This window comes from Lamprobacter sp. (assembly GCF_034860625.1).
Classification (GTDB): domain Bacteria; phylum Pseudomonadota; class Gammaproteobacteria; order Chromatiales; family Chromatiaceae; genus Lamprobacter.
Map to the genome: position 1 here is coordinate 1 of NZ_JAYESN010000609.1, position 1,001 is coordinate 1,001.

General features: G+C 63.4%; 1 protein-coding gene. It reads right to left on the bottom strand.

The features are described from left to right. Positions 1 to 154: 154 nt before the first annotated feature. Positions 155 to 1,001, bottom strand: an 847-nt coding sequence (locus VBE63_RS30185; protein WP_323686651.1) for a TonB-dependent receptor, incomplete at its 5' end; no start/stop codon positions are given.

The window sequence follows — 1,001 nt, forward strand, 5'->3', positions numbered from 1 at the left end:
GCGGTCTTGCCGCTGCTGTTCGCGCTTGCGGCGTTGCTGGCGTTGGGGCTGAGCGATGTTCTGTGATGACCGGCAAATCGCCATGCGCGCAGATTCGCGGGCATCAGCGCTCCCATCACGTCTCTGAGATGTCGCCCAATCTCAGCATCAAGCATCATCCCCCAAAAGGCACACTCAAGCTGACCCGGATATCCCGCCCCGGGCTCAGCGCATAGCCCTTGTAGGTATCGAGAAAATCCCGGTACTCGGTATCGAACAGATTGCGAACCGTGAGATCGACCCGGGCCAGACGGTTGCCGAAGGCACGGAAGGCAAAGCCCAGATCGAGATCCGCCAGCGTATAGGCATCGGTCGAGGCGGTCCCAAACGGCAGCAGATCGAACTGCGAGAAGGGCTCGCCGGGCGCGGCATCCTTGGCCGCGGCATGGCGCATGCCGAGGGTCAGATAGGGCTCACGAATCGGCCCGCGCTCGGCAAACCAGTAGGTCGCCTCGAGCCGCAGCGAGTCGGCGGGCAGCAAGGGTAGATCCTCGTCGGTGCGGTCATTGGTGCCCCGCACCAGATCCAAAGCGCCGCTCAGCTCAAGCTGATCGGTCAGCTGCCAGCTGGCTTGCAGCTCGAGTCCGGTCAGCAAGGCATCGTCCTGCTGGTAGGCGAAGATCGGTAGGCCGTTGCGCGACCGACCGGTATCTTGAAGATAGATATAGTCGCTGATGGCGTTGCGATAGACCGTTGCACTGCCCTGTAGCCGGGGGGTGTTCCAGCGCAGGCCCAGATCGACGTTGATGGATTTCTCTGGCTCCAGGTTGGGATCACCCTCCTGAATCGCGGCCACGCCTCCGTGGACACCATCGGCGTAGAGCTCGAACAGGCTCGGCGCGCGGAAGCCGCGGCCGAGATTGGAGGCGATGGCGACCTGATCGGTCAGGCGATAGACCGCGCCGAGCGAGCCGGTAAAGACCGAGTAGTCGTGCGCGTCGCGCCCGACGAAAGTGACCGGC